Origin of the sequence: Marinobacter sp. C1S70, from assembly GCF_000475355.1 — a bacterium.
GTDB lineage: Bacteria > Pseudomonadota > Gammaproteobacteria > Pseudomonadales > Oleiphilaceae > Marinobacter > Marinobacter nauticus.
In genome coordinates this window covers 41257-48763 of sequence record NZ_AXBW01000039.1, presented here as the reverse complement: position 1 = coordinate 48763, position 7507 = coordinate 41257, and the positions used below count along the sequence as shown (strand labels likewise).

The window sequence follows — 7507 nt, the reverse complement described above, 5'->3', positions numbered from 1 at the left end:
GTGCTGCTTGAGTATCCATAGGTATATCCTCTTGAGACTTTTCTGCCTTGTTGACAGTTAAAAGATAGCCTTAATGACTAATTCGATAAAGTAATAACCTTATATCACGAAGATATGTCAAAGCTATCGCCCGGCCGCTCATAGTTCGCGAAGGCTTCTGGGTCAATGGCAGACAGCGCGCGCTCTGCGTGATCGATTTGGTGAGGGGAGAGTTTCTGCTAAGCGTGAGTAGCTTCGTGGAGGAAAGGTTTCGCCTCGATAGAAAGGTTCCATCGAGGCGAAAGGGGGGCTGTTAGTGTGCCAGTACCCGGGAAAGGAATGCCTGGGTGCGCTCATTCTGAGGGTTATCGAACACCTCGTCGGGTTTGCCTTCCTCGACAATCTGGCCTTCGTGAATGTAAATCACCCGGTCGGCCACCTCGCGGGCGAAGCCCATTTCATGGGTGACGACCATCATGGTCATACCTTCTCGGGCCAGCTCCCGCATGACATCCAGCACTTCCCCGATCATTTCCGGGTCCAGCGCTGACGTGGGTTCGTCGAACAGCATCAGCCTGGGCTCCATGGCCAGAGCCCGGGCGATGGCCACCCGCTGTTGCTGGCCGCCGGATAGCTGGCTGGGGTATTTATCGGCCTGGTTGCCGATGCCTACACGTTCCAGCAGGCGTTCGGCGGTGGCGTTGGCAACCACTTCGGCCGTTCTTTTCACCTTCATGGGCGCCAGCATGATGTTCTTTTTCACCGTCAGGTGCGGGAACAGGTTGAACTGCTGGAACACCATGCCCACTTCCTTGCGGATTTCCGCCAGGCTGTTCTGATTCCCGCCTTTCGGGGCCAGAGGGTGGTTATCCACCTCAAGCGACCCGGATTCGTATTCTTCCAGGCCATTCACGCAACGAATCAGGGTAGATTTGCCGGAGCCACTGGCGCCGATGATCACCACCACTTCGCCCTGTTCCACGGTCAGGTCGATATCCTTGAGGACATGCAGTTTGCCGAAGTATTTGTTCATGCCCTTCATTTTTACAATCTGTGTCATTGCTCGGGCTCCTTCAGGCAGACGCGACACCACGGCGCTCAAGCAGCCGCAGGATCAGTGACAGGGACAGCGTAATGGCCAGGTACATGATGGCCACCACAAAATACACCTCGAACGCGGTGAAGGTATTGGCAATGTACACCTGGCCCTGGCGTACCAGTTCGCCCACGCCGATGACCGAGAACAGTGAGGTGTCCTTGATGCTGACGATGGCCTGGTTGCCCAGGGGCGGAATCATGCGTCGGAAGGCCTGGGGCCAGACAATGTTCCAGAAAGTCTGGGAGCGTGACAGGCCCAGAGACAGACCGGCTTCGGTCTGGCCTTTGTCGATGGATTGCACGCCGCCACGGACCACTTCGGAGATATAGGCACCGGAGTTAAGGGCGATCGCGGCAATACCGGCTGTCAGCGGGTCGATCGGGCCGCCAACCAGGTCGGGCAGGCCGTAGAAGATAAACAGCACCTGTACCAGGATGGGGGTGCCGCGGAAAATCTCGATGTAGGCAGTGGCGGGCCAGCGCAAGAACCAATTCTTGTTGATGCTGAGCAGGCCGAACACGATGCCCAGAACAAAACCGATGGCCAGGCCACCGAAGGAAATCATCAGGGTGTAGGGAATACCCTTGGCCAGGTAGGGAATGGAATTGATGGCCGCCTGCCAGTCAAACTGAAACTGGAATTCCACAGTGTGTTTCTCCGTTGGGTTGGGAGGAATCGGCCAGGGCATTGTGTGCCCCGGCCGGTTCGAGTGGCGGGTTACTTGTCTTCAGGCATGGGGCCGAACCATTTTTCATAAATGGTCTTGTAGGTGCCGTCTTCCTTGATTTCTGCCAGGGCCTCGTTAACCGGGCCGACCCATTTACTGCCGTTTTTCAGGGCAATACCGTACTGCTGGCCTTCATACAGGGGGCCTACGGTCTTGACCTTGCCTTTGCCGCGGGTGCTGGCGAAGTAGCCAACATTTGGGGCATCGTAGAAAACCGCATCAACGGCACCGGACATTAGCGCCATGTACATGTCCGAGCTGCCGGGGTACGGCGTTACACCGTCGTTGTCGTCCAGGCTTTTCATCAGGAAGTCATAGCTGGTGCTGCCAATCTTGGTGCCGACTTTCATGCCTTCCAGGTCCGACATTTCATCAACGTCGCCGTTGTTCTGGCTCACCAGGATGCGCAGACCGGAATCGTAGTAAGGATCGGAGAAATCGACGATTTCCTCGCGCTCATCGGTAATGGTGATGCCGGCGATGGCAATATCCACGTTGCCGGTTTGCAGGGCCGGGATAATGCCGTTGAAATCCATGGTGTTGAGGTCGTAATCAAAGCCTGCACGTTCGGCGACTTCGGCAATGATCTCCATATCGAAACCGATCATTTCTCCGGTTTCCTGATCCATCATTTCAAACGGGACGAAGCTTGGGTCGGTAACCACGCGCAGGGTCTCTGCGCTGACTGAGGTTGCGGCTACAGACAGTGCCATACCAGCACCCAGTGTTTTCAGCCATTTCGTGCTCATGCTTTCTCCTTTCTGTTTTTTTATGCCCCGTCTGCCCGGTAAGGCAGTCTGTGAAAGCACTCTTTGTGACCGTGCATCACAGGGAGCGTTGATGGGGATGCATCAGATACAGTCTAGACTATGGAGACAGGATTTGCAGGAAATCAGGCGGTTATGAAAGGAAAGAGGGGCCGGAGCCCCTCTCTTTACCGGCTGGGAAGGCGTGTCAGAACGCGATTTTCTCCCGGTCGCTGATACCCAGGTTCTTCCAGATGGAAAGGCTGGGTTCAGCCTGGTTCAGGGTATAGAAGTGCAACCCTGGAGCGCCGGCCTTCAGCAGTTTTTCACACATGTCAGTGACCACTTCTTCACCGAACTTGCGGATGCTGTCAGTGTCGTCACCGTAGGCTTCCAGCTGCTTGCGGATCCAGCGCGGGATCTCCGCGCCGCACATGTCCGAGAACCGCACCAGGCTGGAGAAGTTGACGATGGGCATGATGCCCGGCACCACCGGAATGGTGACGCCCATCTGCTCCAGACGGTCGATGAAGTAGAAGTAACTGTCGGCATTAAAGAAGTACTGGGTGATGGCGCTGTTGGCACCGGCCTGTACCTTTCGCGCGAAGTTCTTCAGATCTTCCTCGGCGTTGCGGGCCTGAGGGTGAAACTCCGGGTAAGCGGCCACTTCCAGATTGAAGTGATCGCCGCTGTGCTGCCGTATGAATTCCACCAGTTCATTGGCGTAACGCAGTTCACCGGAAGCGCCCATGCCCGATGGCATATCGCCGCGCAGGGCAACGATCCGGTTGATGCCGTTCTCTTTATACACATCCAGCAGCTCGCCGATTTCCTCACGGGTACCGCCCACGCAGGACAGGTGCGGTGCCGTGGAGATGCCCTGCTGGTGCAGGTTCAGCACCGTCTCGATGGTGCGGTCCCGGGTGGAACCGCCCGCTCCGAAGGTGACCGAGAAGAAGTCCGGGTTCACCTCGGCCAGCTGGTTACGAACCGCTTGCAGCTTCTCCTTGCCCTGATCGGTCTTGGGCGGGAAAAACTCGAAACTGAAGCGGCGTTTGAATTGCTTCTGGGATTCCATGTTCGTTTCCGATTAGTACCTGTAGCTTTCCGGCTTGTACGGGCCTTCGACCGGTACACCGATGTATTTCGCCTGGTCCGGAGTCATCTTGGTGATCACGCCACCAAAACCTTCCACCATGGCGCGGGCCACTTCCTCGTCCAGCTGCTTGGGCAGAACCTGGACGTAAACGCCCTTGGCCTTGGAATCTTCCGGCAGGTCGGCAAACTTGCGCTCGAACAGGTACATCTGCGCCAGCACCTGGTTGGCAAAGGAGCCATCCATGATGCGGGACGGGTGACCTGTGGCGTTGCCAAGGTTTACCAGACGGCCTTCGGACAGCAGGATCAGGTGGTCGTTGCTGGCCTTGTCGCGGTAGATCACGTGCACCTGCGGCTTGACCTCGTCCCACTCCCAGTTTTTGCGCATGTAGGCGGTGTCGATCTCGTTGTCGAAGTGGCCGATGTTGCACACCACGGCACCGCTCTTCAGCGCTTTCAACATGTTGGCGTCACACACGTTGACGTTACCGGTGGTGGTTACCAGCAGGTCGGTGTTGGCCAGCAGATCCTTGTTGATGCCCTGCTCGTTACCGGTGTTCACGCCGTCAATGTACGGAGACACGACTTCAAAACCGTCCATGCACGCCTGCATGGCACAGATCGGATCGGCTTCGGTGACTTTGACGATCATGCCTTCCTGACGCAGGGACAGAGCGGAACCCTTGCCCACGTCGCCGTAGCCGATGACCAGGGCCTTTTTGCCAGACAGCAGGTGGTCGGTGGCACGCTTGATGGCATCATTCAGGCTGTGACGACAACCGTACTTGTTGTCGTTCTTGGACTTGGTCACCGAGTCGTTGACGTTAATCGCCGGGATCTTCAGGGTGCCGTCACGCAGCATTTCCTGCAGGCGGTGTACGCCGGTGGTGGTTTCTTCGGTTACGCCGTGGCACTTGGCAATTACCTGTGGGTATTCCTTGTGCAGCAGCTCGGTCAGGTCGCCGCCGTCGTCCAGGATCATGTTCGGCTCCCAGCCGTCTACGTCCGCACCGACGGTTTTGTGCAGGCACCATTCGTACTCTTCGTCTGTCTCACCTTTCCAGGCAAACACGGGAATGCCTTGCGCCGCGATGGCGGCTGCAGCCTGATCCTGGGTGGAGAAGATGTTGCACGATGACCAGCGAACGTTAGCGCCCAGCTCCACCAGGGTTTCGATCAGCACGGCGGTCTGGATGGTCATGTGGATGCAGCCCATGATGTTGGCGCCTTTCAGCGGCTGCTCGGCTTTGTACTTTTCGCGCAGTTTCATCAGGGCGGGCATTTCGCCTTCGGCGATCTTGATTTCCTTGCGTCCCCAGTCGGCGAGGGTGATGTCGCGGACTTTGTAGTCCTGGAAGTCGTTCAGTTTTTCGGCCGGAGTGCTCATGGTGTTCTCCTGTCAGTTTGGTTTGGGCGTATTCGTTGGAGTGGAATACGCCCATTTATCCGGAATGGTCTGTTCAGATGCCTGCAGCGTCTTTCAGGGCGGCCGCACGGTCAGTTTTCTCCCACGGGAACGCGGTGAAGGTCTTGCCGCCGACGGTCATCTCGTACGGGTCACGGCCGAAGTGGCCGTAGGCTGCGGTGGACCGGTACATCGGGTGCAGCAGGTCGAGCATGTTGGTGATCGCGTACGGGCGCAGGTCGAAGTTCGCGCGTACCAGGTCGATGATCTTGTCATCGCTGATCTTGCCGGTGCCGAAGGTGTTCAGGGAAATGGAGGTCGGCTGGGCTACACCGATGGCGTAGGACACCTGGATCTCGCATTTCTCGGCCAGGCCGGCGGCGACGATGTTCTTGGCGACGTAACGGCCGGCGTAGGCGGCGGAACGGTCGACCTTTGAGGGGTCTTTACCGGAGAAGGCGCCACCACCGTGACGGGCCATGCCGCCGTAGGTGTCTACGATGATTTTGCGGCCAGTCAGGCCACAGTCACCCACCGGGCCACCGATCACAAACTTGCCGGTCGGGTTGATGTGGAACTGGGTGTCTTTGTGCAGCAGTTCAGCCGGCAAGGTGTGCTTGACGATCAGCTCCATCACGGCTTCTTTCAGGTCGGCCTGGGTGACGTCGGGGTCGTGCTGGGTAGACAGAACCACAGCATCGATACCCACAACCTTGCCGTTCTCGTAGCGGCAGGTGACCTGGCTCTTGGCGTCTGGACGCAGCCACGGCAGCAGGCCGCTCTTGCGGGCTTCGGCCTGGCGCTGAACCAGGCGGTGGGAGAAGGTGATCGGCGCCGGCATCAGCACGTCGGTTTCGTTGCTGGCGTAGCCGAACATCAGTCCCTGGTCGCCTGCGCCCTGGTCTTCCGGCTTCTGGCGGTCAACGCCCTGGGCGATGTCGACGGACTGTTTGCCGATGATGTTGATCACACCACAGGTGTCGCCGTCGTAGCCTACTTCCGAGGAGGTGTAGCCGATGTCTTTGATCACACCGCGTACCAGGTCTTCCAGATCGACCCAGGCGCTGGTGGTGATTTCACCGCCGACGATGGCCACGCCGGTCTTGACCATGGTTTCGCAGGCCACGCGCGCGTGCGGATCGTCGGTCAGGATGGCGTCCAGTACCGCATCGGAAATCTGGTCGGCCAGTTTGTCCGGATGGCCTTCGGAGACCGATTCGGAGGTGAAGATGTTGTAGTCAGACATAGGTGTGCTCCTCTTGAGCGATTGCAAATTCGTACCGGCTCCGTCCTGTTCGACCTACCGGCTGCCTTGGTTGTTGTTAGGGCATACGTAAAACTACCTACACCCATATCAAAAGTTTTTGATATTCCTGTGGCGGCGACTGGTTACGCCGCTTCTGTACTCTTCCAGAATTCTCTTACCTGTACCTGGAACCCGTTGCGCAGGCCTATAAACAGCTGTTCGCCAGCGGTCAGCCCGGCGTCTGCCGCCCAGGAAGTCAGTTCTTCCGGCTCGAAGCCCAGCCACAGGTCGCCGCAGTTTTCTTTGGCCCAGTCCTGGTCGTGACTGCACAGATCACTGACGACCAGACAACCGCCACTGTTCATCAGGGCTGCGGCGTCCAGAAAAATGTCCGCGGGGCTGGGCACATGATGCAGCACCATGTTGGCTACAATCAGGTCAAAGGCGTCGCCCCGCGCCAGCAGGGTGTCGGTCACGCCTTCGATCAGGTCGACGTTGTTCAGGTGTTCCTCTATGCAGGTGCGCGTCGCCTTGGCAAGCATGTCTTTGCTGTTGTCCAGGCCAACCACATGCTGGAACAGCTCCGACAGTACCGGCAGGAACCCGCCTTCACCCGGTCCGATTTCCAGAACGCTCTGCCATGACTGCCTCGCTGCACGCTTGCGAATAAGTTCCGCGGTAGGCTCGGCATACAGGTCAAAGGCAGCAATCAGCTCCTGCTGTTCCCGGAATTGTTCGGAGTGCCGGGAGAAAAAGGCCTGGGACTGTCCCGCCCGCTGCTCTCGTATGGCTTCAATCTTTTCATTAAGGTGCCGGGGCAGGGCAACCCTGTCGACGGTTTCGAAAATTTGGCGGATCGCCTGGTCGGCCAGTTTGTCACTGTCCAGATTCAGCGGGCGACGATAGAAAATGGCATTGCCTTCCCGCTGGGGCTCCAGCAAGCCGGCCTTGTGCATCACTTTCAGGTGATGGCTCATGCCGGACTGGCGCATGTCGAACATCTGGCTCAGCTCCAGCACACCGAAGGTGTCCCGCCGCAGCACCCGCAGGATTTCCAGGCGCAGGGGGTCGCCGCTCGCCTTGAAGATCGGGGCCAGTACGTCCACAGAGGACAATTCGTTCGCATGTGCATTGAGTGAGGTCATGGTTGGCAAGTGTAGGGGCGTTCGGTTGGTCGATCAATAGCCATATCAAAATTTTTTGATAT

At 57.9% G+C, this 7507-nt stretch carries 7 protein-coding genes; all 7 read right to left on the bottom strand.

The features are described from left to right. Positions 1–292: 292 nt before the first annotated feature. A complete protein-coding gene (locus Q669_RS12060) occupies positions 293–1039 on the bottom strand; it encodes an amino acid ABC transporter ATP-binding protein (protein ID WP_011786489.1) in 747 nt (248 codons plus the stop codon). Positions 1040–1052: 13 nt separating this feature from the next. After that, positions 1053–1766, bottom strand: coding sequence for an amino acid ABC transporter permease (locus Q669_RS12055; protein WP_011786488.1), 714 nt, complete (start codon positions 1764–1766; stop codon positions 1053–1055). Between the two features lie 29 nt (positions 1767–1795). Then, entirely contained in the window at positions 1796–2554 is a 759-nt protein-coding gene (locus Q669_RS12050; protein WP_022992445.1) for a transporter substrate-binding domain-containing protein, read from the bottom strand. 205 nt (positions 2555–2759) lie between these two features. Further along, positions 2760–3629 (bottom strand): methylenetetrahydrofolate reductase [NAD(P)H], encoded by an 870-nt coding sequence (gene metF, locus Q669_RS12045; protein WP_022992444.1) that lies wholly within the window; start codon positions 3627–3629, stop codon positions 2760–2762. A 12-nt stretch (positions 3630–3641) separates the two neighbouring features. After that, a complete protein-coding gene (gene ahcY / locus Q669_RS12040; RefSeq protein ID WP_022992443.1) occupies positions 3642–5036 on the bottom strand; it encodes an adenosylhomocysteinase in 1395 nt (464 codons plus the stop codon). A 73-nt stretch (positions 5037–5109) separates the two neighbouring features. Then, complete coding sequence (gene metK / locus Q669_RS12035) at positions 5110–6300, bottom strand: methionine adenosyltransferase (protein WP_022992442.1); 1191 nt, start codon at positions 6298–6300, stop codon at positions 5110–5112. A 143-nt stretch (positions 6301–6443) separates the two neighbouring features. Beyond that, the gene (locus tag Q669_RS12030; protein ID WP_022992441.1) at positions 6444–7445 is read right to left on the bottom strand and encodes a metalloregulator ArsR/SmtB family transcription factor; all 1002 of its coding nucleotides are present in this window, start codon (positions 7443–7445) and stop codon (positions 6444–6446) included. Positions 7446–7507: the final 62 nt, after the last annotated feature.